Consider the following 26,166-nt stretch of genomic DNA (forward strand, 5'->3'; position numbering starts at 1 on the left):
CACCACCTTGGGCGCCCCGGTCATCGCTGGCGCGCCCTTATTTTTCCGGAATGTGCTTGGGCGGCTCAGCGCCGTTCGAGGTCGGCCACCACAGCGGCATGATCGCTGGGATGCCAGCCCTCGACATCTGGCGTGTCCAGGGCGCGGAACCGCCGCTTGATCGCCCAGCCGCCCTGATCGACGAGGGCCAGATGGTCGATCGCCTTGGGATAGGCGGGGTGGCCGTCGCGCTCCCCCTGCAAGGTCGGGGCGGCCGCCAGATCAAGGGCGGCGGCGATCTGAGCGAGGTCCGGCGCATCGGCCGGCGCATTGAGGTCACCGGCCACGATCAGCCCTGCCCCCGGTCGCCGGGCGGCGGCCAAGGCCCTAGCCAGCTGCGCTGCACGAAGACTGGAGGCCTGCGGCCCCCTGAGGTGCGTCAGATGCAGGTTTAGCACCCGCAGGCCCGGGGCCACATCGGCCCACTGGCCGATCCGCTCGCCGTCGGCCGGGTCGGACGGAAGGGCCAGCCGGCCTGAGGCGAGAGCCCCATTGCGGCGCAGGATGGCGAGGCCCGAGGCGCTCTCGATCCGACGTCCCTGATGCGCCCGAAGCTTGTGACGGGCGGCCGCCACGGCCGCATCCAGCCTCAGCGCGTCGGCCAGATGACGCGCCGTGTCGAACCCGTCAGCCTGGAAACACTCCTGCAGGCAGACGACGTCGGGCGCCAGCTCACCCAGGCCTTTGGCCATCAGGGCGAGCCTGCGCTCATACTGGCCCTCATTCTTCCAGGTGTTGAGGGTGACGATCCGCATGGGCCTCACGCGGCGCGGGCGCCCTTCGTCCAGACTCCGCGCACCAGGGGCAGATCGCCGGCCAGCCGCACCCGCAACAGATCCGCCCGCTGACCAACGGCGATCTCCCCGCGATCGGCGAGGCCGACCGCCCGCGCCGGCGCGGCGGTGACCAGGGCCACAGCCTGAGCGAGGCTCCAGCCGAAGGGCGGCCGGGTTATGGCGAAGGCGCACTCCACTAAGCTGCGCGGGACATAGTCCGAGGCGAAGGCGTCCAGCAGGTCAGCCTCGGCAAGCTCGGCGGCCGGGACATTGCCGGAATAGGAGCCGCCGCGGATCAGGTTCGGACCGCCCATGACCACCACCATGCCGCGCTCCCGCGCCCGGCGGGCGGCCTCAGCGGTGACGGGGAATTCCGCCACCGTGGCGCCGAGATCGGCCGCCTCGTCGATGTGCTCCAGGCTTTCGTCGTCGTGGCTAGCCAGGGGGATCTGACGATCATTGGCCATCTGCGCCACATGGCGGCGGTTGGCGTCGGCGTTGCGGGCCTGGCGCTCTCGCACCTGAGCCAGGCGATCGAGGGCGGCGGCCTCGCTCATGCCGCCGGCCTGCCAGTTGGCCAGGTGCTTCTCCAGATTGCGGTACTGACGCTGGCCTGGCGTGTGATCCATCAGGGAGAAGAGCGACGTCATCGGATGGTCGGCCATGGCGTCAAGCCGGCCCCGCAGGTCGTCGGCCGTGGTCTCGCATCGCCAGTGGATCTTGTGATCGGCCCTGAGCATCCCCTGGTCCTGGGCGTCATGGAGGCCTTCCACCAGGCGCTTCAGATTATCGGTGTTGCGGGCCGCCGAGGGGTTGAAAGAGCCCAGGGTGAGGGAGTTCAGCACCGTCGTCACCCCCACCGACAGGCCACAGCCGTCGTGGGTCACCGCAGCGGAAACCGGGTTCCAGTCGATGTTCGGCCTGGGAAAATAGTGCTTCTCCAGGCTGTCGGTGTGCAGGTCCACCACGCCCGGCATCAGGACATCGCCCTCGAAGTCCTCCCCCACAGCGCCCGCGCCGCGGTCCACCTGGGCGACAACCCCGTCACGCACCAGCACCGATCCAATGAAGTCGTCGGCGCCCGTGATCACGCGCGCGTTTCGAAACGCCAGTTCCACGCTCAGTCTCCTGGAAAAACTAGGTCAGTTCAGTCCCGCTCGGGGTCCTGAAAAACGATTTCGATCTCGGCGGTGGAGCGCGACTCCCCGAACTCCAGCGGGCGTCCCAGGCCATCCACATTGAGGTACTTGCGGATCAGCAGGGGCACATGGCGCGGCACGTGCAGCTGCTCGGCCTCCTGCGGCGTCGGCAGGCGCGCGGAAATGGAGGTCTTGCGCCGCGTATAGTCAGGCACGCCGCTGTCGCGCAGGGTCTGGGTGATGGTGCCGCGGACCTTGTACATCTCGATGAAGGTCGGGAACCGCTCGAAGCTGAAGTGGTGAAGGCCCAGCGCCGTCGGCTCGCCGTCGACGAAGCGGCGCCGCTCCATGAAGATCACCGGCGCCCCGATCTTGAGGCCCAGGGCCTCGGCCACCGCGCTGACAGCCGGGCGGACTTCCAGCTTGATGATCTGAGTGGTGGGCTCGGCGCCGCTCTTCAGCACCGCCTCGGTGAACCTCGGCCGCTTCTGAAGCCGAGCCGGACGTGACGGGCGGCGCACAAAGCTGCCCCGTCCCTGGGTCGACTCCACAATCCCCTTTTCCTGCAGGTCCGACAGGGCCCGGCGCACCGTATGGCGATTGACCATGAACTGGCGCGAAAGCTCATGTTCGGTCGGTAACTTGTCGCCGGGCGTCAGTTCACGCGACCGGATCTGCTGTTCCAGCGACTGGGCGATCTCTCGCCACAACGGCATTCCACCTGACATTCCACCACCTCGTGATCAGTCTACGTCGGATGTCCTAGACAAGTTTTACTACTGTAAAATAAGTTTCATACTTGGCTTGTTGTCGCCTATTGGGCTTTCGAATACCCAATGCATAGGACGAATACAACATTTTACTTACTTGTCGAGGTGACGCATGCCGGTTGACCCGGTCAACAACGCGGCGGGCAATGAGCGCCGCCAATGGTTGTCCATCCTGGCCAAGGCGCAGCCTGGTGAGGTGAGCGCAGCCTGGGACGACCTTTCAGATCCCCCGGCCTATTCGGCCCTGCGGGCGCCGGAGACGGGTCTGGTGCTGGTGCGCGGCCGCATGGGCGGCGCCGGCGACGCCTTCAATGTGGGCGAGATGACCGTCACCCGCGCGGCGGTGCGGCTGGAGAGCGGCGAGACGGGGATCGGCTATGTCGCCGGTCGCGATCGCCGCCACGCCGAACTGGCGGCGGCCGTCGACGCCATGATGCAGGCGCCGACGCTCCGCCCGGTGGTCGAGGGCGCCGTGGTCGCCAAGCTGGCCCGCGCCCAGGCCCAGCGCCGCGACACCGCCGCCCGCAAGGCCGCGGCCACCAAGGTCGACTTCTTCACCATGGTTCGCACCCGAGGCCCCCAATGAGCGTCGCGACCCTCGATCTCAGCCGCATCGCCCCGGCCTTCGCCGATCCCGTCCGCGAGAGCCAGGCGGTGTTCCGCGAGGTGATGGAATGCATGGCCCGCCCCGGCCGCGTCACCCGTTTCGACCGTGCGCCCATGGCCCCGAACGGTCTGGGCAAGGCCGCCGGCGCCGTGGCGCTGACCCTGTTCGACTTCGAGACCTTGGTCTGGCTCGATCCGGCGCTGGCTGACTCAGAGGCCGAGGCCTGGCTGCGCTTCCACTGCGGCTGCCCGCTGACCACGAAGGCCCAGGACGCCGCCTTCGCCATCGTCACCGACATGGCCAAGGCCCCGAATCTGGCCGCCTTCAACCAGGGTGACGCCAAGTACCCCGACCGGTCCACGACGGTGATCCTGCAGATTGCGTCCCTCGAGGGCGGGCCTGTGGTGACGCTGAGCGGCCCGGGCATCCAGACCACCACCGACATTGCGCCCCAGGGCCTGCCCCAGGACTTCTGGACGCAGATCGAGACCAACCAGGCGCAGTTCCAGTTCGGTGTGGACGTTCTGCTGGTCGCCAGCGACCAGCTGCTCGCCCTGCCGCGCACCACAACCGCTCAGATCAAGGGAGGCTGACATGGCCTATGTTTCCGTCAAAGGCGGCGAGAAGGCGATCACCCACGCCCACCAGTGGCTGGCCGAGGATCGCCGCGGCGATCCGGGCGTCAGCGAGCTGGAGGTCGCGCAGGTTCGCGAACAGCTGTCGCTGGCCGTCGACCGGGTGATGAGCGAGGGCTCCTGCTACGACCGCGACCTGGCTGCGCTGGCGGTCAAGCAGGCCCGGGGCGATCTGCCTGAGGCCATCTTCCTGCTGCGGGCCTATCGCACCACCCTGCCCCGCTTCGGCGCCTCCCTGCCCGTGGAGACCGAAGCCATGGCGGTGCGCCGCCGCGTCTCGGCCGCCTTCAAGGACATTCCCGGCGGTCAGGTGCTTGGCCCCACCTTCGACTACACCCACCGCCTGCTCGACTTCGCCCTGGCGGCGGAAGGCGGCGTGGCGCCTGAGCCCGCGCCCCAGGCCGAGGAGCCGCAGGCCTATCCCATGCCCAACATCGCCTCGGTGTTCCGGCATGAGGATCTGCTGGAGCATGACGTCCGCGCCGAGGAGCCGCCCGAGCCCTACGACCTGACCCGCCAGCCGATGAAGTTCCCCGCCGATCGCGACCAGCGCCTGCAGGCCCTGGCCCGTGGCGACGAGGGCTTCCTGCTCAGCCTGGCCTATTCCTCGCAGCGCGGCTGGGGCTCCACCCACCCGCTCTGCGGTGAGATCCGCATGGGCGAAGTGGCCGTCGAATTCGTGCCTGACGAACTCGGCTTCGCCATCGAGATCGGTGAAGTCACCCTGACCGAGTGCACCATGCTGTCGGGCTTCGCCGGCTCCGCCGAGCGCCCGCCGCAGTATACCCGCGGCTATGGCCTGACCTTCGGCCATTGCGAGCGCAAGGCCATGAGCATGGCCATCGTCGACCGCGCCCTGCGTCACCGCGAAGTGGGCGAACAGGCCGACGCCCCGGTGCAGGACGAGGAATTCGTCCTCTACCACTCCGACAATGTGGAAGCCTCGGGCTTCGTGCAGCACCTGAAGCTGCCCCACTACGTCGACTTCCAGGCCGACCTGCAACTGATCCGCCGGCTCCGCAAGGAGCACTTCGAGCGCCGCGCCGCCCTGAAGGAAGCCGCAGAATGAGTACGCCCGTCCCGGCTCGCGCCAACGCGCCCGAGCGTTATTACAATTACGCCTATCTCGACGAGCAGACGAAGCGGATGATCCGCCGCTCGATCCTGAAGGCCCTGGCCATCCCCGGATACCAGGTGCCCTTCGGATCGCGGGAAATGCCCGTGCCCTATGGCTGGGGCACCGGCGGCATCCAGCTGACCGCGGCGATCATCGGCCCCGACGATGTCTACAAGTGCATCGACCAGGGCGCCGACGACACCACCAACGCCGTCTCCATCCGCCGGTTCTTCGCCAATGTGGCCGACGTGGCCACCACCGAAGACACCGGTGAGGCGACGATCATCCAGACCCGTCACCGGATCCCGGAAAAGCCCCTGAAAGCAGGCCAGGTCCTGATCTATCAGGTGCCGCAGCCCGAGCCCCTGCGCGGCCTGGAGGCCAGGGAGATCGAGACCCGCGCCATGCACGCCTATGAGGAATACGGCCTGCAGTACGTCTCGCTCTACGAGAACATCTCGGCCTATGGGCGCATCGCCGCCACCGCCGGCTATCCGGTGATGGTGGAGGAGCGCTATCTGATGTCGCCCTCGCCGATCCCCAAGTTCGACAACCCGAAGATGGCCCAGAACGAAGCGGTCATGCTGTTCGGCGCGGGCCGGGAAAAGCGGATCTACGCCGTGCCGCCCTTCACCCGCGTCCGCAGCCTGGATTTCGAGGACTATCCGTTCGAGACCCAGACCTGGGAAGAGACCTGCGCCCTCTGCGGGGCCGAGGACTCCTATCTCGACGAGGTCATCCTCGATGACGCCGGCGACAAGATGTTCGTCTGCTCCGACAGCCACCACTGCGCCGAACGCCGCGCAGCCGGCCACGTCGGCCCCATGGCCGGCCACACCCTCGACCAGGACGCCGCCCTGAAGGAGCCCGCCCAATGAACGCCATCCCTGGCAGAATCGCCCCGGCGCCGCTGCTCAGCGTCGAGGGCCTGACCAAGTGGTACGGCCATGTCCTGGGCTGCCGCGACGTGGCCTTCGACCTGCGTCCCGGCGAGGTGCTTGGCATCGTCGGCGAGAGCGGCTCGGGCAAGACCACCCTGCTGAACTGCATCTCCGGCAAGCTGACGCCCACCTCCGGCGAGGTCCGCTTCGACACCCGCCGCTTCGGCCTGACCGACATCTATGGCCTGTCCGAGCCCGACCGTCGTCGGATGCAGCGGGAAGAATGGGGCTTCGTGCACCAGAATCCCCGCGACGGCCTGCGCATGCGGGTCTCCGGTGGGGCCAATGTGGCCGAGCCGCTGATGAACCTCGGCGCCCGCCACTATGGCGAGATGCGTCAGTCGACCATCGACTGGCTGGACCGGGTCGAACTCGACACCCGCCGCATCGATGACAAGCCGCGCAACTTCTCCGGCGGCATGCAGCAGCGGATCCAGGTGGCCCGCAACCTGATCCACGGCCCGCGCCTGGTGTTCATGGATGAGCCCACCGGCGGCCTCGACGTCTCGGTCCAGGCCCGCCTGCTCGACCTGCTGCGTGAACTGGTCCGCGATCTGGGCCTGGCGGTGATCATCGTCACCCACGACATGGCCGTGGCCCGGCTGATGGCCGACCGCCTGATGGTCATGAAGGGCGGCGAGGTGGTGGAAACCGGCCTGACCGACCAGGTGCTGGACGATCCCCAGCATCCCTACACCCAGCTCCTCGTCTCCTCCGTCCTGCAGATCTAGAGCCATGACCGACAAACCCCTGATCATCGTCGAAGACCTGGCCAAGACCTTCGTTCTGCACAACGCGGAATCGGCCACCATCCCGGTCTTCCAGGACCTGACCCTGCAGGTCGCCGCCGGCGAATGCGTGGTGCTGGCCGGAGAGTCCGGCGTCGGCAAGTCCACCCTCATGCGCTCCATCTTCGGCAACTATCTGCCGACCCAGGGCGCGGTGAAGGTCTGGCACGACGGCGCCTATGTGGACATCACCCAGGCCAATCCCCACGAGGTGCTGGAGGTCCGTCGCCGGACCCTGGGCTATGTCTCGCAGTTCCTGCGGGTCATCCCCCGGGTGCCGACCCTGCAGCTGGTGATGGAGCCGCTGCTGGAAAACGGCGTCCCGTTCGAAGAGGCCAGGGACCGGGCCGCCGAACTCCTCTCGGCGCTCCGCCTGCCCCAGGCCCACTGGGACCTGCCGCCCGCCACCTTCTCCGGCGGCGAGCAGCAGCGGGTGAACATCGCCCGCAGCTTCATCCGCAAGTACCCGGTCCTGCTGCTCGACGAGCCCACCGCCTCTCTGGATGCGGAAAACCGGGCCATCGTCGTGCGCCTGATCAAGGAGGCCCTGGCTGAAGGGGCCGCCATGATCGGCATCTTCCACGATCTCGACGTTCGCGACGCCGTGGCCAGCCGGCTCTTTGAGGTGTCCCAGTTCAAGGCGGCCGCCTGACCATGACCGAGACCCGCATCTTCTCCGACCAGGTGATCACGCCTACGGGCCAGATCGCCGCTGAACTGGTGCTCCGCGACGGCGTCATCGCCGCCGTGGAGGCCCGGGCGTCGGCCCCGGCCGGCGCGCTGGACTGGACCGGCGATGTGCTGGTCGCCGGTCTGATCGACATCCACACCGACAATCTGGAAAAGCACTACCAGCCCCGCCCCGGCGCCCTCTGGGACGCCTATGGGGCGGCGCTGGCCCATGACGGCCAGTGCGTCACCGCCGGCATCACCACGGTGCTGGACTCCCTAAGCCTGCATGGACGCAAGGACGGCCTGGACCGCAAGGACGCCCTGGGCCCGATGATCGGCGGCATGGACCAGGCGCAGACCGACGGCGCCCTGCGCGCCGACCACCTGCTGCACCTGCGCTGCGAGGTGACCAATCCCGAGCTGCTCACCCTGCTGGAGCCGCACGCCGACAATCCGCGGCTGAAGCTGCTGTCGATCATGGACCACACGCCGGGCCAGCGGCAGACCGCCAATGTGGAGCGTCTCCAGGCGCGCATGGTCGCGGCCGGCCGTTCGCCTGACGAGATCGAAGAGATCATGGCCCGTCGCCACGCCGGCCGCGATCCCGGCGTCTCCTACGACAATCGCCGCAAGGTGGTGGCGTTCGCCCGGGAATATGGCCTGCCGCTCGCCGCCCATGACGACGAGACGCTGGAGCATGTGGAAGAGGCCCACGACGACGGCTGCATCATCGCGGAATTCCCCGTCACCCTGACCGCGGCCCACAAGGCCAAGGAACTGGGCATGTTCGTGGCCATGGGCGCGCCGAACTTCGTGCGCGGCGGCTCGCATTCGGGCAATCTGTCGGCCCGCGAGAGCGCCGAGGCCGGCGTACTCGACATCCTCGCCTCGGACTATGTGCCCCTCTCCATGCTGCGCTCCGCCTTCATGCTGATCGACGACCTGGGCTGGGCGCCGCAGGACGCCATGGCCACGGTCAGCTCGGCCCCGGCCCGCAGCCTGGGCCTGAAGGATCGCGGCGAAATCGTCGCCGGCCAGCGCGCCGACCTGGTGCGGGTCTCCCGCCGCAGCCAGGGCTGGCCCGTTCCGGTGGAAGTCTGGCGCCAGGGCGTGCGGGTGGCATGACTCCCCGCTACGCCGTCTATTACGCGCCGGATCCGCAAGGGGACCTTTGGGACCTGGCCTGCGCCTGGCTCGGCCGCGATCCGCACCGCAAGGTCGATTGCGTCCGGCCGGCCACGCCAGCCCTCGCCGACCTCGACCTGGACGCCCTGACCGCCAGCCCGCGGGGCTATGGCTTCCACGCCACCCTGAAGGCGCCTTTCGAGCTGGCCGAAGGGGTCCGCGAACGGGACGTGCTGGACTTCGCCGAAGGCTTCGCCGGCCGCCGGAGCGCCTTCGAGGCCTCGATCTCCCCCCAGGCTCTGGGCCGCTTCCTTGCCTTCCGGCTCAATGAGCCCTGCCCGGCCATGGACGCCCTGGCCGAGGCCTGCGTGCGGGACTTCGACCCCTTCCGCGCGCCCCTGTCGGAGCCCGACATCGCCCGCCGCCGCAAGGCGGGCCTGACGCCGGCCCAGGACGCCCGGATGCTGGAATGGGGCTATCCCTACATCTTCGACGACTTCCGCTTCCACATGACGCTGACCAGCGGCATCGCCGATGACGCCGTGCGCGCCCGGGTTCTGGAGACCCTGCTGCAGCTCTTCGCCTATGTGACCGGCCCCCACCGCTTCGACAGCGTCGCCATCTACCGCCAGGCCGACCGCGACGCCCCCTTCGAGGTGATGTCCCGCTTCAGCTTCGCCAGCGCGCGCGCGCGGGCCTAGAGCGCGTTCCGATAAGTGGGAACCGGTTATCGGATCGGAACGCGCTCAAGTATCAGAGTTTAGTTCCGGATCGCCGCGACCATCCTGGCGATGCCGCTTTCGCGGTCGCCGTCATTGCGCAGCTCGATCACGTCATCACCGGCGATGCTGTAGGCCTGGGCGCGGGCGATGCGGTCAGCGATCTCGGTTTCGGATTCGCGACCGCGGCGGCGCAGGCGTTCGGCGAGCTGATCTGGATCAGCGCTGACCGACACCACGCGCACCGCGCCCAGGCGCCCCCGCGCCTCATCGATCACGCCGCGGGAGACATTGACCACCACACGCCGCCCCAGGGCCAGATCCTGCAGGATGTCCGCCGGCACGCCGTAGCACAGGCCATGGGCGCGCCAGGACAGGGCGTAGTCACCGGCCGCCTCGCGGCGCTGGAACTCGGCCTCGCTGACCGGCTGGTGGTCTTCCCCGCCGGCCTCGGCCGGACGGGTGATGTCGCGGCGCACGAAGACCACGGCGGGATCGTCGGCCAAGGCGGCGCGGGCGCCGTCGATCAGGGTGTCCTTGCCGACCCCGGAAGGGCCGACCACCAGCACCAGCACGCCGGCCTTAGGCGTATTTCTCGACGAAGGCGTCGGCGTCGAGGGCGCGGAAGTCATCGAGGGCGTCGGCGAGGCGTTCATGGTCCCAGTCCCACCAGGCGATCGCGAGAAGGCCGTCCTGCACCGCCTTGGGGAAGCGCTCGCGGATCGGCTTGGACGGCACGCCGCCCACAATGGTGAAGGGCGCCACATCCTTGGACACCACCGCGCCGGCCCCGACAACTGCGCCGGTGCCGACGGTGACGCCGGGCAGGATGGTCACGCCATGGCCCAGCCACACATCGTGGCCCAGGGTCACGGTATGAGAGCGCCGCCACTCGAAGAAGTCCTGGTCGTCCTCGTCCCCCAGTTCATAGGAGATGGCGCGATAGCTGAAGTGATGCTGCGCGGCCTTCCAGGTCGGATGGTTGCCGGGATTGATCCGCACGTCCCGGGCGATGGAGCAGAACTTGCCGATCTCGGCATAGGCAGAGCTGGAGTCGTTCACGATATAGCTGAACGCCCCCATGGCGGTTTCCGACAGGCTGGTGCGCGCGCCCACCCGGCACCAGGGGCCAAGGATGCTGTCATGCACCTGGGCCTGGGCGTTGATAGCGGGCTCCGGCCCACGCACCTTCTCGGCCGGTTCGACCGGCGGCACAAAGCGCTCGAAATAGCGATAGCCCGGCGCCAGCGGCCGGTCGGCAAGTTTCAGACCCATCAGGCGGCGGCCACAGCCTGGGCGAAGGCCCGGCCAGCGCGGCCGGAGCGCACGCCATAGATCTTGTCGACCACGTCGGGCGTCAGGCCCGAAGGGGCGCCGTCATAGATGATCTTGCCCTTGGACATGCCGATGATGCGCGTGCAGTAGCGCCGGGCGATGTCCAGGCTGTGGAGGTTGACGATCACCGGAATGCCGCGCTCGCGGCACACGTCCTCCAGCGCCTCCATCACCACCTCGGCGTTGATGGGATCGAGGGAGGCCACCGGCTCATCGGCCAGCAGCATGTCGGGCTCCTGCAGCATGGCCCGCGCAATGGCGACGCGCTGCTGTTGTCCGCCCGAGAGGGTCGCCGCCCGCTGCAGAGCCACCTGGGCCATGTCCAGGCGATCGAGCTCGAGGATGGCGCGGGCGCGGTCCTCGGCGGGGAAGATCTTGAGCAGGGAGGTGGCCGTCGGCCGTTCGGCCAGCACGCCCACCAGCACATTGGTGATCACGTCCAGGCGCGGGCAGAGATTGAACTGCTGGAAGATCATGGCGCAGCGACGGCGCCAGCGGCGCAGGGGCTTGCCCCTCAGCTTGCCCACATCCTCGCCGTCCCAGAGGATCTGGCCCGAGGTGGGATCCGCCAGGCGGTTGATCATGCGCAACAGGGTGGATTTGCCGGCGCCCGAGCGCCCGATCACCCCGATGAACTCGCCGCGGTCACATTTGAAGGACACGCCGTCGACGGCGCTGACCTCCCCAAACCGCTTGGTTACGTTGCGCAGCTCCAGCATCCTGCCTCCAGGGTTCGGCGGTAAGCTCTTGATCCTTGGAGCTTAGGCCTGCCCGGTGACCCCGGCGTGACGGCCTTCGAGACCCTTGCGCGCACCAAGGGGGGATTTGTCGGCTGGACCGTGGCGGGGTGTCTCGCCCTCGTCACCGCCCTGGCTTACCTGTGGTCTGCGGAGGCGACAGCATGGCGGACTTCCTGGTGATCGGCGCCCTGGCGCTGGACCGTCCGGTCTGGCTGGAAGGCGCCCTCGAGCGCGGCGGTCGCGTGGCGGGCCGCAGCCTGGAGGCCCAGCTCGGCCCGCGCCTCGGGGGCGGCGGCGCCAATGCCGGCGTCGCCCTGGCCAAGGCTGGCCATCGTGTGACGCTGGCAAGTCTCGTCGCCTCGGACGCCGGCGGCGATCAGTCCATCGCCATGGCGATGGCCGCCGGCCTCGACGTCGCCCTGGTGGGCCGCCGGCCCGGCGAGAGCCGGACGACCCTGATTCTGATCGAACCCGACGGTGAGCGCCTGGTGCTGGGCCTGGATATCGACCGCGCCCGGCTCGTCCTGCCGCCCCTGCCCTCGCCGCAGGACCATCCGGAGATCCAGCCCGGCGGCGTCTTTGTCCGCGCCGCCTTTCCAGGCGCCGACGCCTGGGCCGCCCGGAGCCGCGGCCCGGTGGTGGTCCATTGGCCGGCCCCCAACTACGCCGGGCCGGCCGATGTGGTGGTCTGTTCGGCCGACGATCTCGATCCCGCCGTCCTGGCCGCGCCGTTCGAGGCCGCCCAAGCGGTCTTCGGTTCACGGCTGTCGAGCATCGTGGTCACCCATGGCGCGGGCGGGGCGAGCGCCTACAGCGCAGGCGAGCCGGTCACCGTACGGCCCCCATCTGCGGACGTTGTCGACTCCACCGGCGCGGGCGACGTCTTTGCAGCTGGCCTGCTGGAGGCCCTCAGCGCAGGCGCCGGCATGGAGCGTGCGCTGGAACAGGCCTGCGCCTGGGGCGCCGTCACCGTGGGATTGGCCAGTTCGGCGCCGGTGGACGCAGGTCCAGGCGTCTACCGCCCCTTTGCCCCCTAGGCCAGGCGGTTGCGCAGCGAGCGCGACAGGGTGTCGAGGCAGGCCACGGCGATCATGTAGAGCAGGATGATGAAGGCCACTTCGTCGAAGGCGAAGATGCGGATTCGCTCGTCCAGCTCGAAGCCGATGCCGCCGGCCCCGACGATGCCCAGCACCCCGGCGTTGCGGAAATTGCCTTCCAGGAAGAACAGGGTCTGGCTGGTGGCGACCGGCGCGAACTGCGGCGCCAGGCCAAACCGCATCACCGCCAGCGGCGGCGCTCCGGCCGAGCGCACGCCTTCCAGGGGCTTGGGGTCGGCGTTCTCGAGGGACTCCGAAAACAGCTTGGCGAGATTGGGGATGTCGGCCAGCGCCAGGGCGACGACGCCGGCAAAGGGGCCAAGACCGAAGGCCGAGACCAGGATCAGCGCCCAGACCAGGGCCGGCACGCCCCGGAAGATGTCGAGGAAGCGGCGGAAGGCGAAATGCAGGGCGGGATTGGACACCACGGTCTTGGCCCCGATCACGCCCAGCGGCAGGGCAACCAGCGCGGCGATCACCGTACCTGCGAAGGCCATGGCGAAGGTCTCGGCCAGGGCCTTGAGGATGCGCTCCGATTGTCCGCCCGACGAGGGCGGGAACATCTCGCCCAGGAAGCGGCCGAGCTTGCCAAAGCCGGTCATGAGCGCCCCGGGCGCCAGCTCCAGGTCGACGGCCATGGCCACCAGGGCGGCGAGGGCCAGCAGGAGAATTACGGCGTCTCGCGCCCGGCGCGTCCACGGCGCGCGGAGGGCGTTCGGCGCGATGGCCAGGGCCTGGTCGTAGGCGTGGCGTGTCATCAGGCCTTCTCAAGACCAATCAGGCGGTGACGGACGTTCTCGGAAAAGAGATCGATCACGAAGATCATGCCGATGATGATCAGAAGGATGGCCAGATAGGTGTCGAACTCGGTGTAGGTGATGGCCCGCTGAAGCTCGAGGCCAATGCCGCCGGCCCCGACAATGCCGAGGGCCGCAGCGCCCGCCAGATTCCCCTCCAGCCGGATCAGGGCGTAGGAGGCGTAGTTGGGCAACACCTGCGGCATGACCCCGTAGCGGATCTTCTTCAGGGGACCGGCGCCGGCGGCCTGCAGGGCTTCAAGCTGGCGGGGATCGATCTCCTCGTTGATCTCGGCGAACAGCTTGCCGAGGCCGCCCAGGGTCGAGATGGTCAGGGTGAGGACGCCCGCCAGGGGCCCGACGCCGAAGGCGGCCACCAGGATCAGGGCCATGATCAGGTCCGGCAAGGTGCGGATCGCCTCGAGGATGCGGCGCACCACGAAGCGGACCGGGGCAAAGGGCATCAGGTTCTGAGCCGTGAGGAACGACGCCCCAAGCGCCAGCACCGAGCCGAGCGCGGTGGCCAGGATCGCCATCTCGACGGTCTGCCAGGCCGCCCGCAGCCAGGTCGGCAGGGCGTAGAACCAGGAATGCAGCGAGCCGCGGGTCTGGCGGCCTTCCAGCAGGACGTCAGGCTGGAGGCCCGGGTTCATCCGCTGAAGGAAATCGGCCATGCGGCCCAGGGGATCGGCGCCGATATCGGAGCCAAAGAACTGGCTGCGCTGGAACGAAACCAGCAGCAGGACGGTGAAGATGGCCAGACCGACGAAGGCCTGGGTCCGCTGACGGATCAACATCCGACGGCGCTCACGCTCGAAGGCCTCGACGGCGGGGCTGGTCACGTTCATGACCCGACCGTCGGACCCTGGTGGATCGGCGCCTTGGCTTCGGTCGGCTCGAATTCCTCCGCCGCGGGTCCCGCCGCCCAGGCGAAGGCGTCGGGCGCTTCGTTATGCATCGCCACATGGATGCCGATCAGCCGGAAACGGCGGTCGTCGGACATGTCGGTGCGCACCGCCCAGCCCTCGTCAGCCACCCCACGCTGGCGCCAGACCACCCGCAGATCCTTGCACAGATCGAGCCCCGGTTGATCGCCGCGGCAGAGCTTCTGCCAGGCGCCGGCGTGCAGCACCATCGCCTGGGCCTGGCCGGCCCGTAGGCGCTCGGCGGCCTTCTCATAGTCTTCAGCCACCGCCTGCGCGCCGAAATACCCGTCGTCGGCGCCATAGTCGGCCAAGACGGCCTTCGGAACCTCCAGGCTGGCCTTCATCGGCCCGCCGAACACCAGGCTCGCGCCGGCCAGATCGGTCAGGGACTGCGCTGGAGCGGTGTCGAGCGTAGCGACCACCACCGGCAGGCGGTTCAGCGCGCCCCGGGCCCTGGTGGTCAGAACGCTGCGGACCGTGCCGGACACTGGTCCGAAGGCTTCGCCATCCAGTTTCGCAATATCGACCTCACCGGCCGCCAGAGCCTGGGCGGCTGCGGCGGCGTCGGCCATGGGACAGTTGAGCACATCGGTCTGCAGACGCTCGGCCAGCAGGCTGAAATAGGCGCGCTGGCCGGCCGGGGAGTCGGCGCCCAGGGGCGCGCAGGGGGCGGCAGGAGCGCCGATCTCGGCGATCCGTAGCGGCAGGGTCGGCGTCTGGGCCTGGGCGGCAGTGAGCAGGACCGCGCCCGCGGCGAGGATCAGGCGTCTCATTGACGCTCTCCGCTGCGGCGAGCGGCGATGTCGTCGGCGCGCAGTTTGATGATGGTGGCGTAGTGGTCGCGGGTGACGGCCGTATAGGCCGCCCCGTCCGGCTGGCCGATGTCGCGCCAGACCTCGGGGTCGTCATAGGGCAAGGCGGCCATCGCGCCGCGCACCGCGTCGATGAAGGGCTGCGGCCGGTCGGTGCGGACGACGACGGCGCTGTTGGGAATGGGGCCGGCGGTCCAGATGATTCGGAAGTCGTCCAGATCCACCACGCCGCGCCGCGCCATGGTGAAGTGGGCCCCGGTGGTGAAACCGTGCTCCGGGTCCCCGCCACCCATATTGATGATGGTGGCGTCGAACTGGCCGTTATCCAGGGCCATCACCGCCTGGGTGTGGCCACCGGCGAAGCTCGAGCGACCGAAATAGGTGTCGGGGTCGATCCCCTGCTCGCGCATCACCGCCCGGGGATAGAGGTAGCCGGAGGTGGAGTTGAAATCGACATAGCCCAGGGTCTTGCCCTTGAGGTCCTGGATCGACTGGTAGGGCGTGTTCGCCATGACCAGCAGGCCGGAATAGTAGCCGATATCGCCTTCCGCCTGGCGGACCGTCAGGATCGGCTGAGCCAGGTCGCCGATCTGGGCGTCCACATTGGCGTAGCCGCCGCCGGCCATGGTGGCGATATCCACCTGGCCGCTGGAGAGCGCCTGGATGGTGCCGTTGTAGTCCGACGATTCGTAGAGCTTGACCGGCAGGCCGGTGGCCTTGCCGATATAGGTCTTATAGGCAGTCAGGCGCCGGGTGATCATCGGGTCGTCCTCGGACCCGCGGACCGCCATCCGGACTTCCCGCATCTCTGACTGCCAGCTGCCGTCAGATGTTTTGGCTTCGCCGCCGCATCCTGCAAGGCCAAGGCCGATCGCCGCCAGGATCGCACCTGATCGTCGCCGCATGGAGAACCTCTACGCTGTCAAATCCGCGCGCTGGAAAGTCCGTTACGCAGGGGGACGTTTCGCACTCGGACGTGAAGCCGCGGTGACACCTGCCGAGCGCGACACGCCAATGGGCGCCGCACTTGTCGGGTCGGGCGCCGTCTAGGCTGGGAAGACCAGTCGCACCTGGGCGCCGGCGCCCGGCGGAAATTCCAGCGCGCCGTCAAGCTGGCCGGCCAGGCTCTGCATGATTCCGAAGCCCAGGCTGCTGCGGCTCTCAAGGTCTGGCGCCGCGCCGGGAAAGCCTGGCCCGTCGTCGGTGATCAGCAGGGCCGCCCGCCCGTCTGACAAAGGCGCCAGATCGATGGTGATCAGCCCGGCGGGGCGGCCCGCAAAGGCGTGCTTCAGAGAATTCGTCACCACCTCGGCCACCAGGAGGGACAGGGTCACCTGCCGCGGCGTATCGAGATCCACGCCCTGGGCCCGCACCGAGCAGGCCACGCCCGTCACGCCAGCGGCCTGAACCAGATCGTCGCAGAGTTCCTGCAGGGAGGCCCCGAGGCTGAGCTCCAGGCTGGCGGGGTCATAGAGGCGGCGGTGAATCTGCGCCATGGTGACCAGTCGGTTGCGCGCCTCATCGAGGGCGGCGGCGGCCTGCGGACTGTCGATCGTGCGCTTCTTGAGCTGCAACAGGGCCGCGACGAAGGTCATGTTATTGGCGACCCGATGCTGCAACTCCTGGAACATCACCCTCTGTCGCTCATAGAGCTGGGCCGTCAGGGCCTGCTCGGCGCCCAGGCTGGTCATGGCCCGGCGCATCAGTTCGATCACGGTGATGTCGACCGCCACCACGAAGACGAAGAAGACCAGGGTCAGGCCGCTGGCCGCTGACAGGCTGAAGCCGATGGGTGGGATAAAGAACCACCAGGCCGCCAGTCCCGAAAGGACCGCGCAGAGTATCCCCGGCCAAAGCCCCGCCAGGAAGGCGGTCAGAATCACGGCGGGGAAAAATGTCAGATAGGGAAAGCCTGGCGGCAGCACGCCATCCAGGATCCAGCGGACATAGAAGGCCAGGACTGTGCTGAGAATCGCCAGGCCATAGGCGAGCACAACGTTCTGCTGGAAGAACCGCATATCGTCCCGAAAAGGCCCCCCCAACGAGCCTCGGCCCGCACGTTCAGACTGTAGCTTAGGTCGTCGCCGTCAGGCCAGAGACATCCGCCGGATCAACAGCTTAAACCAGATCATCAGAGGCTGAGCCGGTTCGCGAGGGCGGCGTCTAAGGCCTGGGACAGGGCTTGTCTATCCGGCGCCCGACAGTCCGAAGCGCGCCGCCTGACAATTAATCTTCGCTTAACCATAAAAGCCCACCTTCACAGCGTCTTCTCTGAAGACACCCCACCATCACCAACCTTCTCAAGCCCGGCTCCGGCCGGGCTCTTTTTTTGAGCGTGGCTGTGGATAGCGATCTTTCGGAGACTTGCACCGCCCGCCAGCCCGGCGTATACGCGCCGCCCTACGGTGCTGATCCCCGATAGCTCAGTTGGTAGAGCAGTCGGCTGTTAACCGACTTGTCGCAGGTTCGAGTCCTGCTCGGGGAGCCACCGCACCGTCGAAGCGCCTGGAAAGCCAGGGCTTCGATCGTCCCGCCAGACGGGCGCATCCTAAATCCCTGCTGGAACCCGGTCGTCCCGCTCAGCCGAAGCTGGCGGGATCAGGACCTATACGGCCATCGACGGTGTCCAGGCTGGCCATGGCCGCCATGTCGTCGGCGTCGAGGACGAATCCGAAGACATCGAGATTCTGGATGATTCGGGCCGGCGTCACCGATTTCGGGATGACGATCAGGCCCAGCTGCACATGCCAGCGGATCACCACCTGGGCCGGCGTCACCCCGTGTTTGGCGGCAAGTCCGCCGATCACCGGGTCTTCCAGGATCTGTCCCTGCCCCAGGGGACTCCATGATTCGGTCAGGACGCCGGCGGCGGCGTCTGCGGCCCGAAGTTCGGTTTGCTGGAACCTGGGGTGAAGCTCGATCTGGTTCACCACCGGCACGACGCCGGTTTCGCCGATGATCCGGTCCAGGTGCTCGGCTGCGAAGTTGGACACCCCGATGGACCTGGCCCGCCCCTCCTCGCGCAGGCGGACCAACGCCTTCCACGACTCCAGGTAGAGCCCCTGCTGCGGACAGGGCCAGTGGATCAGATAGAGATCCACATGATCGAGCCCCAGCCGCTCGAGGCTCTTGTCGAAGGCCCGCAGAGCGCGGTCATAGCCCTGGCTTTCGTTCCAGAGCTTGGTGGTGACGAACACCTCGTCCCGAGGAAGGCCAGAGGCGCGCACGCCCTCCCCCACCCCGGCCTCGTTGCCATAGATGGCTGCGGTGTCCACCGCCCGATAGCCGGCCTCAAGGGCCATGCGCACCACCACGGCGGCGTCATCGGCCGGGGTCCGCCACACGCCGAGGCCGACCTGGGGAATGCTCCGGCCATCGTTGAGGGTGAGCCGCGTCCCGCCGGCCATCACCACTGCCCCTCATTGGGCATCGACGCCCAGGGCTCGGCTGGCGGCAAGGCGGCGCCAGCCTGCAGCAACTCCACCGAAATGCCGTCAGGCGAGCGGACAAAGGCCATATGGCCGTCCCGGGGCGGCCGGTTGATGGTCACGCCGCGGTCCTTCAGGCGCTGGCAGGCGGCGTAGATGTCATCCACGGCATAGGCCAGGTGACCGAAATTGCGGCCGCCCTGATAGTCCTCGGGGTCCCAGTTGTAGGTCAGCTCGACCGTGGGCGCGCGGTTGGTCCTGGCCATCTCCTCGTCGCCGGGGGCGCACAGAAAGACCAGCGTGAACCGCCCCGCAGCGTTCTCCATGCGGGAGATTTCGGTCAGGCCAAGCTTATTGCAATAGAAGTCCAGCGAGGCGTCCAGGTCCCGCACGCGAACCATGGTGTGGAGGTATCTCATGAAGGCTCCCTCTGAAGACTGTTGGGCGTCGCTGAGGACGCGGCTTGCGGGTTCAGCCGCAATCCTATGCCGTTCGCTGCGGTTCGTCAGGCACAGTCACAGCGCCAAAGCGATACTGTCTGCGATTTCATTTGCGTGAGCGCCTGTGGCGCAGCACAACCGGCGCGTGATCCCAGAGAACGTGGGAATGCGGGCTTGGACGGGCTGCAAACGCCCTCGTTGCGGCCGGGGGAAACAAATCTATGCGTCTAAAGGCGTCTCACTACTTCATTCTCGGCGTCTTCGGGGCGCTGGCGCTCTATTTCATCCTGATGTCCGTCCTCGGCGGCGGGAATAGCGCGCCGGCCGAAGCCGCCGCCAAGGCCGACGCTCCGCCGCAGGTCCAGGTCGCCGTGATCGAGGAGGTGACGCGGCCCTATCTGGTCAGCCTGCGGGGCCGCACCTCGGCCGCGCGCAGCGTAGTGGTTCGGTCCGAAACCTCGGGCGTTGTGGCCGCCACCCCGACCCGGGAGGGCGCCGTGGTCTCCCGCGGCGCCGTCCTCTGCCGGCTGTCGGTGGACGCCCGCCAGGCCTCGCTCGACCAGGCCCGGGCCGCTCTGCGGTCGCGAGAACTGCAGCGCAAGGCCTCGGCCTCTCTCGCCGAGAAGGGCTACCGCTCCGAGACGCAGGTGTTGCAGGACCAGGCCAATCTGGACGCCGCCGCCGCGGCTGTCCGTCAGGCCGAGATCGCCCTGGAGCAGGTGAATATCCGCGCGCCCTTCGCCGGCGTGTTCGACAACCGCGAGGCCGAGATCGGGACCTATCTCTCGCCGGGCCAGGCCTGCGGCACGCTGATCGAGCTCGACCCCATTCTCATCGTCGGCGATGTGCCTGAAACCCAGGCTGGCCGGCTTACCGGCGGCGAGCCGGCCACGGCCACCCTCGTGTCTGGTCAGGTCATCTCAGGCCAGGTCCGTTACGTGGCGCGGGAGGCCGATCCGGCCACCCGCACCTATCGGCTGGAGATCATCGCCCGCAATCCGCGCGGCGCCGTGCGATCGGGCCTGTCGGCCGACGTCAAGGTGACCAGCGCTTCGGGCCCAGCCCATCTGGTGCCCCCGTCGTCCCTGGTTCTCGACTCCGAGGGCCGACAGGGCGTGCGGTATGTGGGCGCCGGCGACGTGGTGGCCTTCGCGCCGGTCCAGGTGATGGAGGAAGGCGCCGACGGCGTCTGGGTCCGCGGCCTCACCGGCCAGACCCGGGTCATCACTGTCGGCCAGTCCTATGTCGACCAAGGACAGAAGGTCCGCGTGGCCCTGGCCCGCTAGGGCCAGAGGCGCGCGCACAGGAGGCTTGCGACTATGATCGGTCCATTGATCGACGGCGCCATCAAGCGACGCAAGGTCGTGCTGGGGGTCACCCTGATCGCCGGCATCTTCGGCCTGTTCGCCTATCTGGCCATGCCGCGGGAAGCCAATCCCGACATCGACTTCCCCTTCGTCTCGGTGGTCGTCCCCTATCCTGGCGTCAGCCCGGAGGATTCCGAGCGCCTGCTGGTCAAGCCCCTGGAGGTGGAGCTTCAGTCCATCGAGGGCCTGAAGGAGATGAACTCCGCCGCCCGCCAGGGCATGGCCATCGTCAACCTGGAGTTCGAGGCCGATTTCAACAAGGACACGGCCCTGGCCGAGGTCCGGGCCAAGGTCGATCTGGCGCGCGGGCGTTTCCCGCCTGACGCCGAAGAACCGATCATCGAAGAGGCCAATTTCAGCGGCGAGCCGATCATCGGCATCGTCCTGTCGGGCGCCGCGCCCGAGCGCGAGCTCTATCGCATCGCCCGCACCCTGCAGGACCGCCTGGAGGCCGCGCCTGGCGTTCTGGAAGTGCAGCTGACCGGCGGTCGCGAGGAGATGCTCGAGGTCACCATCGATCCCCTGCGGATGGAGGCCTACAACGTCACCACCGGCGAGCTGGCCCAGGTGATCAGTCGCAACAACCAGCTGGTGCCAGCCGGCAATCTGCGCTCCGGCGGCGGCCAGTTCGCCGTCAAGGTGCCCGGCGTGGTGGAGGAACCCGCCGACATTCTCAGCCTGCCGATCAAGCGAAACGGCGACCGCGTCATCACGGTGGGCGATATCGGCGAGGTGCGGCGCACCTTCAAGGAGCCCAACTTCATCACCCGCTTCAACGGCGAGCCGGCCATGTCGCTGGAAGTCGCCAAGCGCAGCGGCGCCAACATCCTCGACACGGTGGACGCGGTCCGCGCCGTCGTCGCCGAGGAGGAGACCCGCTGGCCCGAGACGATCCGCGTCTCCTACACCTATGACCAGAGCGACTTCATCCATCGCACCCTGGTGGTGCTCGAATCCGGCCTGCTGATCGCCACCATCCTGGTGATGATGATCATCGTCTTCAGCCTGGGCATCCGTCAGGGGCTGATGGTGGGCGCGGCCATTCCGGCCTGCTTCATGCTGGCCTTCCTGATGCTGAACGCTTCGGGCGTGACCCTGAACCAGATGGTCATGTTCGGCCTCGTCCTGGCCGTCGGCATCCTGGTGGATGGCGGCATCGTCGTGGTTGAGTACGCCGACCGCAAGATGGCCGAGGGGCTGTCCAAGGAAGAGGCTTTCGCCGCGGCCGGCAAGCGGATGTTCTTCCCCGTGCTCAACGGCACGCTGACGACGCTCTGCGCCTTCCTGCCGTTCATGTTCTGGAACTCGATCCCCGGCAAGTTCATGAGCTTCCTGCCGCTGACGCTCATGTACGTGCTCGGCGCCTCGATCTTCGTGGCCCTGATCTTCACCCCTGCGCTGGGCTCGATCTTCGGCCGCCAGGCCGCGGTGGACGAAGCTCATCTGGCCGAGATCGAAAAGTCCGAGCGGGGAGACCCGCGGGAGATGTCAGGCTTCATGGGCTGGTACGCCCGCACGCTGTGGACGCTGGGCGCCGCGCCGACGCGGACCTTCGCCGGCACCTTCCTGATCGTCGCCGCCATCGTGGCCTGGTTCGCCATGACGCCGCACCGCACCGAGTTCTTCCTCGAGGAGGATCCGGAGTGGGCGCAGGTCTATGTGAAGGCCCGGGGCAACCTGTCGCCTGAAGCCCATGACGTCCTGGTCCGGCAGGTGGAAGAGCGCCTGCTGGACGTGCCCGGCGTCAATTCGATCTATACGCGCTCCGGCGCCACCAGCCCCGGCGGCGGGGGCGGCGGACCGCCCAATGACACGGTGGGACGCCTGCAGGTCGATCTGGTCGACTTTGAGGACCGGCTGGCCCTGGGCCTCCGCGGGGCCGACATCGTGAGCGATATTCGCACCCGGCTGACCGACCTGCCCGGCGTTCAGATCGAGGTGCGCGAACCCCAGGGCGGGCCGCCCACCGGCAAGGATGTTCAGGTCGAACTGCGCGGCCAGAATCCCGAGACCCTGAACGCTGCGGCGGACCTGGTCCGCGCAAGGCTGGCGTCCGATCGGCAACTGTTCGAACTGGAGGACAACCGCACCTCGCCGGGGATCGAGCTGAACCTGGCGGTCGATCGCCAGGCCGCCGGCCGCTATGGCGTGGACGTGCTGTCTGTCGGCCAGGCCATCCAGTTCATCACCACCGGCGTGCTGGTCGGCCGCTTCCGTCCCGACGACGCCGAGGACGAGCTCGACATCCGCGTCCGCTTCCCGCCCGAGGCGCGCAACATGGCCGCCTTCGACGACCTGAAGATCTCCACCGCCCTTGGCCCGGTGCCGGCCAGCTATTTCATCCGCCAGGCGCCCGCCCAGCAGGTGACCACCATCCAGCGGCGGGATGGCGAGCGGCTGGTCATCGTCCAGGCCAATGCTGTCGACGGCGTCGCGGCCAACCAGAAGATCGCCGAGCTGCGCTCCTGGCTGGAACAGGCCGACATCGACGATCAGGTTCGCTGGAAGTTCACCGGCGCTGACGAAGAAGGCCAGGAGGCCGCCCAGTTCTTCATGGTCGCCATGGCCGTCTCGCTCTTCCTGATGGGCGTGATCCTGCTCTGGCAGTTCAACAGCTTCTACGGGGTGGTGGTGACCCTGTCGGCCGTCGCCCTGTCGACGGTGGGCGTGCTGCTGGGGGTGCAGATCAACTTCCTGGGCACGTTCAACTACATCTCGGTGATCATGCTGGGGACCGGCATCGTCGCCCTGGCTGGCGTCGTGGTCGGCCACAACATCGTGCTGGTGGACACCTACTACCAGCTGCGGCGCTCGGGCTATCCGGCTGACGACGCCGCCGTGCGCGCCGCCACCCAGCGGTTCCGGCCGGTCATCCTGACCACGGTGGTGACGGTGGTCGGCCTGTTGCCCCTGATGTTCCAGCTGCACCCCAACTTCCGAGTCGGCCACATCGAGTACCGCGCGCCGGGGTCGGAGTGGTGGGTCCAGCTGTCGGCCGCCGTGGTCTGGGGGCTGTCCTTCGCCACCCTGCTGACCCTGGTCCTGACCCCGGTCATGCTGGCCGCGCCCAAGGTCTACGCCGCCCGCCTGGGTCGGGCCGCCGCCTGGGGCCGCCGCAGGCTTGGCCTGCGGCCGCGGGAGGGCCGCGCCGCCAATGACGAGGCCCTGCCCCGGGCCGCCGAATAGGCTCAGCGCTGGCGGGTCTGGCGCCGCCACAGGGCGGCGTACTCGCCGGCGGCCTCCAGCAGGCTGTCATGGGTTCCGTGCTCGACGACCCGCCCCCGGCGCAGCACGACGATGAGGTCGGCGTCGACGATGGTGGACAGCCTGTGGGCCACCACCAGGGTGGTGCGACCGGTGCGGACCTTGCGCAGGGTCGCCTGGATCGCCTCTTCCGTACGCCCGTCCAGGGCGCTGGTGGCCTCGTCCAGGATCAGCAGGCGGGGATTGGCCAGCAGGGCGCGGGCGATGCCCACACGCTGGCGCTCGCCCCCTGACAGCTTCAGGCCTCGCTCGCCGACCATGGTGTCGAGCCCCTCGGGCAGGCCTTCGATGAAGGCGCCCAGCTCGGCGGCCTCAGCCGCAGCCTGGATCTCGGCCGCACTGGCGTCGGGCCGGGCGAAGGCGATGTTGGCCCGCAGGGTGTCGTTGAACAGGGCCACGTCCTGGGGCACCAGGGCGACGGCCCCACGCAGGGCCGACTGGCGGATCTGGCGCAGATCGACCCCGTCCATGAGCACGGCGCCCCCTTGCGGGTCGATCAGGCGCAGGGCCAGCCGCACGGCGGTGGTCTTGCCCGCCCCCGAGGGGCCGACAAGGGCCACCGTGGTCCCCGGCTCGGCCACGAAGCTGACATCCAGCAGGCCCTGGCTGCGGGCGTCATGGCGGAAGGCCACATCGCGGAATTCCAGCCGCGCGCCCTGCGGCGCCGCGGGCGGCAGGGCCTGAGCGTCGGCCGCGTCGATGATGTCCGGCGTCCGGCCGGTCAGGGCGACCAGCTGCTCCATGTCGATAAAGGCCTGGCGGATCTCGCGATAGTTGAAGCCCAGCATGTTGAGCGGCGCATAGATGCCGATCAGCAGCAGGATGGCCATGGTCACGTCGCCGATCCGCATGGTCCCGGCCGCCACCTCCACGCCCGCCAGCACGGTCATCACCGCCAGGCCGAGATTGAGGATCACCGCCTGGGCGCCGTTCAGCAGGGAGAGCGAGGTGTTGGCCTTCACCGCGGCGCCCACATAGGTGTCCAGCGCCTGGCCATAGGCGCCCACGGCGCGGGATTCGGCGCCGAAGGTCTTCACCGTCTCGAAGTTGATCAGGGCGTCCACCGACAGGCCCGCGGCCCGGGCGTCGGCCTCGTTGAGCTCCCGGCGGTGGGACAGGCGCCAGTCGGTGATCTTGAAGGTGACGATGGCGTAGATGACGACCGTCAGGAAGGCCGTGGCGGCGAAGCGCCAGTCCAGCCGCACCACCATGACGCCCATGGCCAGCACCAGTTCAACCGCCGTGGGGCCGAGGTTGAACACCACGCTGCGGATCAGGAAGTCGGTGGAGCGCGCGCCGCGCTCGATCACCCGGGCCAGGGTTCCGGTCTGCTTGCTCTGGTGGAAGTCGAGCGACAGCGACACCGCATGGCCAAAGCCTTCCACCGCGGCCCGGGCCATGGTGGCCTGGGACACGGCTGTGAAGATGGCGTCGCGGGCGAAGGGCGCACAGGCCGACAGCAGGCGAAGGCCGGCGAAGGCGAGCGCCAGGGCCACGAAGCCTCCGCCAATCACCACCACGCCGCCGGGGACCGACAGGGTGTTGATCGCCTCCCCCAGCATCACCGGCGAGATCACGGCCGCCAGCTTGCCGACCAGCACCAGCACGACAGCGGCGGTCAGGCGCAGGCGCAGCTGTGGCGCCCCCGATCGCATGACCAGCCGGCCCAGGTCGCCCATGGCCGGCCAGAAGCGAAAGTCGGGAGCCAGGGCCAGATCGCCGCTGTTGCGGCCCCGGGCCAATCCAGGCGGGTTCAAACGCGGGCTCCCATCAATCGAGCAATAGCGTCGACTGGACGCCCCCGCCGGGGGTTAGCCAATCAATGCGAAGGCCAGATGACGTCGGGCGTGCCGTGAAGGCGCCGCTCTCCGGCGGCTCGGCCGGCGTCGCATCCACCTGGGCGGTGAGGACAAGCTGTTCGCCCATCACATCGATGCGATGGGTCCCGGGCGGCACCGGCGCCCCGAAGGGCAGGCTGAACCGGCCTTGAGCGTCGGTCGCGCCGTCGGTGGACACCGGGCGGCCGTCGATACGGATCGAGAGGCCGATTTCCGGCGTCGCCTGGCCCGACACCACCGCCCCGCCCTCCTCGTCGAAGTCAAAGGCCAACAGGCGCGGCGTCGTGGGGCCGTCCACAGGCGTCGAGGGGGCTTCGGCCACCACAGCGCCGGCCCCGGCCCGCAGCAGCACCAGACGGTCATCGGGCAGGACCAGTTGATAGCCCTCGGCCTGGATCGTGCGCTCGCCCAGAGTCATCGAGAGGCCGAAGATCTGTGGCGCGTCCGTAACTGGCAGGCCGATCCGCCATGCCCCCTTGGCGTCGGCCTCGCTCATACGCACCTCGCCCTCAGGGGTCGCCAGACGCACCCTGGCCGAGGGCGCGGCCCGACCGCTCAGCACCCGGCCCTCGCCCTCCCGGGTCACGCCCGTCGCCCGGGGCGGAGTGGTATAGGTGGCCTGGACCTGCGGCTCACGATTGAGTCCGACACCCGGGCTCACCGGCGCCTCCCCGCAGGCCTGCACCAGAAGACCCAGGGCCAGGATCGAACCGAAGGCTGCTCGGGGTAGGGTTTCCTTGAATCGTATCATGTCAGACCCTAGCTACTCGGATTCCCGGCTCGCTTGGCGAGCC

Annotated in this window: 26 protein-coding genes and 1 tRNA gene; 12 read left to right on the top strand and 15 right to left on the bottom strand. The window is 68.5% G+C overall.

The window, feature by feature from the left end; translation table 11 throughout:
• Positions 1-65: 65 nt before the first annotated feature.
• From Q8L83_RS14585 to phnF, 3 genes are read right to left on the bottom strand one after another with little or no spacing between them, the layout of a single operon-like run.
• A complete protein-coding gene (locus Q8L83_RS14585; protein ID WP_305288159.1) occupies positions 66-794 on the bottom strand; it encodes an endonuclease/exonuclease/phosphatase family protein in 729 nt (242 codons plus the stop codon).
• Positions 795-799: 5 nt separating this feature from the next.
• The gene (locus tag Q8L83_RS14590) at positions 800-1,933 is read right to left on the bottom strand and encodes an alpha-D-ribose 1-methylphosphonate 5-triphosphate diphosphatase (RefSeq protein ID WP_305288161.1); all 1,134 of its coding nucleotides are present in this window, start codon (positions 1,931-1,933) and stop codon (positions 800-802) included.
• Between the two features lie 29 nt (positions 1,934-1,962).
• Complete coding sequence (gene phnF / locus Q8L83_RS14595; protein WP_305288162.1) at positions 1,963-2,670, bottom strand: phosphonate metabolism transcriptional regulator PhnF; 708 nt, start codon at positions 2,668-2,670, stop codon at positions 1,963-1,965.
• Positions 2,671-2,836: 166 nt separating this feature from the next.
• Here phnF and phnG point away from each other — a divergent pair, with 166 nt between their 5' ends.
• Genes phnG through Q8L83_RS14635 form a run of 8 tightly spaced genes read left to right on the top strand, consistent with a single transcriptional unit; the run spans position 2,837 to position 9,310 of the window.
• On the top strand, positions 2,837-3,310 hold the full coding sequence (phnG, locus tag Q8L83_RS14600; RefSeq protein ID WP_305288164.1) for a phosphonate C-P lyase system protein PhnG: 474 nt from the start codon (positions 2,837-2,839) through the stop codon (positions 3,308-3,310).
• Positions 3,307-3,924 (top strand): phosphonate C-P lyase system protein PhnH, encoded by a 618-nt coding sequence (gene phnH, locus Q8L83_RS14605; protein WP_305288166.1) that lies wholly within the window; start codon positions 3,307-3,309, stop codon positions 3,922-3,924. The genes phnG and phnH overlap by 4 nt, the downstream gene beginning before the upstream one ends.
• Position 3,925: 1 nt before the next feature.
• Complete coding sequence (locus Q8L83_RS14610) at positions 3,926-5,035, top strand: carbon-phosphorus lyase complex subunit PhnI (RefSeq protein WP_305288168.1); 1,110 nt, start codon at positions 3,926-3,928, stop codon at positions 5,033-5,035.
• Positions 5,032-5,961 (top strand): alpha-D-ribose 1-methylphosphonate 5-phosphate C-P-lyase PhnJ, encoded by a 930-nt coding sequence (locus Q8L83_RS14615; protein WP_305288169.1) that lies wholly within the window; start codon positions 5,032-5,034, stop codon positions 5,959-5,961. The genes Q8L83_RS14610 and Q8L83_RS14615 overlap by 4 nt, the downstream gene beginning before the upstream one ends.
• Positions 5,958-6,755: a phosphonate C-P lyase system protein PhnK gene (gene phnK, locus Q8L83_RS14620; protein WP_305288170.1), complete on the top strand. Its 798-nt coding sequence runs from the start codon at positions 5,958-5,960 to the stop codon at positions 6,753-6,755. Before Q8L83_RS14615 ends, phnK begins: the two co-directional genes overlap by 4 nt.
• Before the next feature lie 4 nt (positions 6,756-6,759).
• Positions 6,760-7,464, top strand: coding sequence for a phosphonate C-P lyase system protein PhnL (gene phnL, locus Q8L83_RS14625; RefSeq protein ID WP_305288171.1), 705 nt, complete (start codon positions 6,760-6,762; stop codon positions 7,462-7,464).
• 2 nt (positions 7,465-7,466) lie between these two features.
• The gene (locus Q8L83_RS14630; protein WP_305288172.1) at positions 7,467-8,609 is read left to right on the top strand and encodes an alpha-D-ribose 1-methylphosphonate 5-triphosphate diphosphatase; all 1,143 of its coding nucleotides are present in this window, start codon (positions 7,467-7,469) and stop codon (positions 8,607-8,609) included.
• Complete coding sequence (locus Q8L83_RS14635) at positions 8,606-9,310, top strand: DUF1045 domain-containing protein (protein WP_305288173.1); 705 nt, start codon at positions 8,606-8,608, stop codon at positions 9,308-9,310. The genes Q8L83_RS14630 and Q8L83_RS14635 overlap by 4 nt, the downstream gene beginning before the upstream one ends.
• A 59-nt stretch (positions 9,311-9,369) precedes the next feature.
• Here Q8L83_RS14635 and phnN read toward each other — a convergent pair whose 3' ends face one another.
• From phnN to phnC, 3 genes are read right to left on the bottom strand one after another with little or no spacing between them, the layout of a single operon-like run.
• A complete protein-coding gene (gene phnN / locus Q8L83_RS14640) occupies positions 9,370-9,960 on the bottom strand; it encodes a phosphonate metabolism protein/1,5-bisphosphokinase (PRPP-forming) PhnN (RefSeq protein ID WP_305288174.1) in 591 nt (196 codons plus the stop codon).
• Positions 9,911-10,603, bottom strand: a complete 693-nt coding sequence (locus Q8L83_RS14645; RefSeq protein ID WP_305288176.1) for a hypothetical protein — start codon at positions 10,601-10,603, stop codon at positions 9,911-9,913. Before Q8L83_RS14645 ends, phnN begins: the two co-directional genes overlap by 50 nt.
• Positions 10,603-11,382, bottom strand: a complete 780-nt coding sequence (gene phnC / locus Q8L83_RS14650) for a phosphonate ABC transporter ATP-binding protein (RefSeq protein ID WP_305288178.1) — start codon at positions 11,380-11,382, stop codon at positions 10,603-10,605. Before phnC ends, Q8L83_RS14645 begins: the two co-directional genes overlap by 1 nt.
• A 182-nt stretch (positions 11,383-11,564) precedes the next feature.
• Here phnC and Q8L83_RS14655 point away from each other — a divergent pair, with 182 nt between their 5' ends.
• Complete coding sequence (locus Q8L83_RS14655) at positions 11,565-12,440, top strand: PfkB family carbohydrate kinase (RefSeq protein ID WP_305288181.1); 876 nt, start codon at positions 11,565-11,567, stop codon at positions 12,438-12,440.
• Here the strand turns inward: Q8L83_RS14655 and phnE (Q8L83_RS14660) are convergent.
• From phnE (Q8L83_RS14660) to Q8L83_RS14680, 5 genes are all read right to left on the bottom strand, one after another.
• On the bottom strand, positions 12,437-13,258 hold the full coding sequence (gene phnE, locus Q8L83_RS14660; RefSeq protein WP_305288182.1) for a phosphonate ABC transporter, permease protein PhnE: 822 nt from the start codon (positions 13,256-13,258) through the stop codon (positions 12,437-12,439). The two genes, Q8L83_RS14655 and phnE (Q8L83_RS14660), sit on opposite strands and share 4 nt — an antisense overlap.
• Complete coding sequence (gene phnE / locus Q8L83_RS14665; RefSeq protein WP_305288184.1) at positions 13,258-14,145, bottom strand: phosphonate ABC transporter, permease protein PhnE; 888 nt, start codon at positions 14,143-14,145, stop codon at positions 13,258-13,260. The genes phnE (Q8L83_RS14660) and phnE (Q8L83_RS14665) overlap by 1 nt, the downstream gene beginning before the upstream one ends.
• Positions 14,142-14,996 carry a PhnD/SsuA/transferrin family substrate-binding protein gene (locus Q8L83_RS14670; RefSeq protein ID WP_305288186.1) on the bottom strand — a complete coding sequence of 285 codons (855 nt, stop codon included), beginning with the start codon at positions 14,994-14,996 and terminating at the stop codon, positions 14,142-14,144. Before Q8L83_RS14670 ends, phnE (Q8L83_RS14665) begins: the two co-directional genes overlap by 4 nt.
• The gene (gene phnD / locus Q8L83_RS14675; protein WP_305288188.1) at positions 14,993-15,940 is read right to left on the bottom strand and encodes a phosphate/phosphite/phosphonate ABC transporter substrate-binding protein; all 948 of its coding nucleotides are present in this window, start codon (positions 15,938-15,940) and stop codon (positions 14,993-14,995) included. The genes Q8L83_RS14670 and phnD overlap by 4 nt, the downstream gene beginning before the upstream one ends.
• A 141-nt stretch (positions 15,941-16,081) precedes the next feature.
• Entirely contained in the window at positions 16,082-17,053 is a 972-nt protein-coding gene (locus tag Q8L83_RS14680; RefSeq protein WP_305288189.1) for a sensor histidine kinase, read from the bottom strand.
• Positions 17,054-17,447: 394 nt separating this feature from the next.
• Between Q8L83_RS14680 and Q8L83_RS14685 the strand changes: the two genes are divergently transcribed.
• A tRNA-Asn gene (locus Q8L83_RS14685) sits at positions 17,448-17,523 on the top strand.
• A gap of 91 nt (positions 17,524-17,614) precedes the next feature.
• Here Q8L83_RS14685 and Q8L83_RS14690 read toward each other — a convergent pair.
• Both Q8L83_RS14690 and gloA read right to left on the bottom strand, forming a co-directional pair.
• A complete protein-coding gene (locus Q8L83_RS14690; RefSeq protein ID WP_305288191.1) occupies positions 17,615-18,442 on the bottom strand; it encodes an aldo/keto reductase in 828 nt (275 codons plus the stop codon).
• The gene (gene gloA / locus Q8L83_RS14695; RefSeq protein WP_305288193.1) at positions 18,442-18,882 is read right to left on the bottom strand and encodes a lactoylglutathione lyase; all 441 of its coding nucleotides are present in this window, start codon (positions 18,880-18,882) and stop codon (positions 18,442-18,444) included. The genes Q8L83_RS14690 and gloA overlap by 1 nt, the downstream gene beginning before the upstream one ends.
• A 242-nt stretch (positions 18,883-19,124) precedes the next feature.
• Between gloA and Q8L83_RS14700 the strand changes: the two genes are divergently transcribed.
• Positions 19,125-20,189 carry an efflux RND transporter periplasmic adaptor subunit gene (locus tag Q8L83_RS14700; protein ID WP_305288195.1) on the top strand — a complete coding sequence of 355 codons (1,065 nt, stop codon included), beginning with the start codon at positions 19,125-19,127 and terminating at the stop codon, positions 20,187-20,189.
• A gap of 33 nt (positions 20,190-20,222) precedes the next feature.
• Complete coding sequence (locus Q8L83_RS14705) at positions 20,223-23,456, top strand: efflux RND transporter permease subunit (RefSeq protein ID WP_305288196.1); 3,234 nt, start codon at positions 20,223-20,225, stop codon at positions 23,454-23,456.
• Between the two features lie 2 nt (positions 23,457-23,458).
• On the opposite strand, the gene Q8L83_RS14710 is transcribed toward Q8L83_RS14705, so the two are convergent.
• Together Q8L83_RS14710 and Q8L83_RS14715 are read right to left on the bottom strand one after the other, a co-directional pair.
• Positions 23,459-25,213: an ABC transporter ATP-binding protein/permease gene (locus tag Q8L83_RS14710; protein ID WP_305288584.1), complete on the bottom strand. Its 1,755-nt coding sequence runs from the start codon at positions 25,211-25,213 to the stop codon at positions 23,459-23,461.
• A 91-nt stretch (positions 25,214-25,304) separates the two neighbouring features.
• Positions 25,305-26,123: a hypothetical protein gene (locus Q8L83_RS14715; RefSeq protein WP_305288198.1), complete on the bottom strand. Its 819-nt coding sequence runs from the start codon at positions 26,121-26,123 to the stop codon at positions 25,305-25,307.
• Positions 26,124-26,166: the final 43 nt, after the last annotated feature.

Origin of the sequence: Phenylobacterium sp., from assembly GCF_030680185.1 — a bacterium.
Classification (GTDB): domain Bacteria; phylum Pseudomonadota; class Alphaproteobacteria; order Caulobacterales; family Caulobacteraceae; genus Phenylobacterium.

What these genes read in the sequence shown, in the direction of transcription:
- Q8L83_RS14715 (WP_305288198.1), bottom strand. Translation starts at nt 26,123, where the DNA reads ATGATACGATTCAAGGAAACCCTACCCCGAGCAGCCTTCGGTTCGATC.
- Q8L83_RS14610 (WP_305288168.1), top strand. Translation starts at nt 3,926, where the DNA reads ATGGCCTATGTTTCCGTCAAAGGCGGCGAGAAGGCGATCACCCACGCC.
- phnL (WP_305288171.1), top strand. Translation starts at nt 6,760, where the DNA reads ATGACCGACAAACCCCTGATCATCGTCGAAGACCTGGCCAAGACCTTC.
- phnH (WP_305288166.1), top strand. Translation starts at nt 3,307, where the DNA reads ATGAGCGTCGCGACCCTCGATCTCAGCCGCATCGCCCCGGCCTTCGCC.
- Q8L83_RS14655 (WP_305288181.1), top strand. Translation starts at nt 11,565, where the DNA reads ATGGCGGACTTCCTGGTGATCGGCGCCCTGGCGCTGGACCGTCCGGTC.
- Q8L83_RS14680 (WP_305288189.1), bottom strand. Translation starts at nt 17,053, where the DNA reads ATGCGGTTCTTCCAGCAGAACGTTGTGCTCGCCTATGGCCTGGCGATT.
- Q8L83_RS14690 (WP_305288191.1), bottom strand. Translation starts at nt 18,442, where the DNA reads ATGGCCGGCGGGACGCGGCTCACCCTCAACGATGGCCGGAGCATTCCC.
- phnK (WP_305288170.1), top strand. Translation starts at nt 5,958, where the DNA reads ATGAACGCCATCCCTGGCAGAATCGCCCCGGCGCCGCTGCTCAGCGTC.
- Q8L83_RS14585 (WP_305288159.1), bottom strand. Translation starts at nt 794, where the DNA reads ATGCGGATCGTCACCCTCAACACCTGGAAGAATGAGGGCCAGTATGAG.
- phnG (WP_305288164.1), top strand. Translation starts at nt 2,837, where the DNA reads ATGCCGGTTGACCCGGTCAACAACGCGGCGGGCAATGAGCGCCGCCAA.
- Q8L83_RS14670 (WP_305288186.1), bottom strand. Translation starts at nt 14,996, where the DNA reads ATGAGACGCCTGATCCTCGCCGCGGGCGCGGTCCTGCTCACTGCCGCC.
- phnE (WP_305288184.1), bottom strand. Translation starts at nt 14,145, where the DNA reads ATGAACGTGACCAGCCCCGCCGTCGAGGCCTTCGAGCGTGAGCGCCGT.
- Q8L83_RS14630 (WP_305288172.1), top strand. Translation starts at nt 7,467, where the DNA reads ATGACCGAGACCCGCATCTTCTCCGACCAGGTGATCACGCCTACGGGC.
- Q8L83_RS14635 (WP_305288173.1), top strand. Translation starts at nt 8,606, where the DNA reads ATGACTCCCCGCTACGCCGTCTATTACGCGCCGGATCCGCAAGGGGAC.
- Q8L83_RS14710 (WP_305288584.1), bottom strand. Translation starts at nt 25,213, where the DNA reads ATGGGCGACCTGGGCCGGCTGGTCATGCGATCGGGGGCGCCACAGCTG.
- Q8L83_RS14645 (WP_305288176.1), bottom strand. Translation starts at nt 10,603, where the DNA reads ATGGGTCTGAAACTTGCCGACCGGCCGCTGGCGCCGGGCTATCGCTAT.
- phnC (WP_305288178.1), bottom strand. Translation starts at nt 11,382, where the DNA reads ATGCTGGAGCTGCGCAACGTAACCAAGCGGTTTGGGGAGGTCAGCGCC.
- phnE (WP_305288182.1), bottom strand. Translation starts at nt 13,258, where the DNA reads ATGACACGCCACGCCTACGACCAGGCCCTGGCCATCGCGCCGAACGCC.
- phnN (WP_305288174.1), bottom strand. Translation starts at nt 9,960, where the DNA reads ATGACTTCCGCGCCCTCGACGCCGACGCCTTCGTCGAGAAATACGCCT.
- Q8L83_RS14700 (WP_305288195.1), top strand. Translation starts at nt 19,125, where the DNA reads ATGCGTCTAAAGGCGTCTCACTACTTCATTCTCGGCGTCTTCGGGGCG.
- phnF (WP_305288162.1), bottom strand. Translation starts at nt 2,670, where the DNA reads ATGCCGTTGTGGCGAGAGATCGCCCAGTCGCTGGAACAGCAGATCCGG.
- phnD (WP_305288188.1), bottom strand. Translation starts at nt 15,940, where the DNA reads ATGCGGCGACGATCAGGTGCGATCCTGGCGGCGATCGGCCTTGGCCTT.
- gloA (WP_305288193.1), bottom strand. Translation starts at nt 18,882, where the DNA reads ATGAGATACCTCCACACCATGGTTCGCGTGCGGGACCTGGACGCCTCG.
- Q8L83_RS14615 (WP_305288169.1), top strand. Translation starts at nt 5,032, where the DNA reads ATGAGTACGCCCGTCCCGGCTCGCGCCAACGCGCCCGAGCGTTATTAC.
- Q8L83_RS14705 (WP_305288196.1), top strand. Translation starts at nt 20,223, where the DNA reads ATGATCGGTCCATTGATCGACGGCGCCATCAAGCGACGCAAGGTCGTG.